The sequence below is a fragment of the Bradyrhizobium sp. 23AC genome (genome assembly GCF_054863025.1).
This window is the reverse complement of the sequence record NZ_JAVAYN010000294.1, coordinates 1-238: the sequence shown is the minus strand read 5'-3', so window position 1 is coordinate 238 and position 238 is coordinate 1. Positions and strand designations below refer to the sequence as shown.

Below are 238 nucleotides of genomic sequence, written 5' to 3'. Positions count from 1 at the left end.
CCACAGCGCGACGCTGACGTGAGAGGCGGCGATCTCGGCCGTATAGCCCCTCTCGGTGAGAAGCAGCGGACCGAACGCAAACGCATTGGCGAAAGTCGCGTTGGCCGTGCCGGCGACGAGGCCTGCAATGACCACCGCGGCCGTGACGGCCGCACCTGGGAAGGCCGCGGACAACGGCACGACCGGCCGCGCCTGCTTCGGCAGCGCGACCAAGAGGATCAGCGCCATCACGGTCAGG

1 pseudogene is annotated in these 238 nt (G+C 69.3%); it reads right to left on the bottom strand.

What is annotated here, in order from left to right:
- Positions 1-238 (bottom strand): annotated as a pseudogene (locus RAD10_RS42490) (hypothetical protein); the annotation flags it as partial.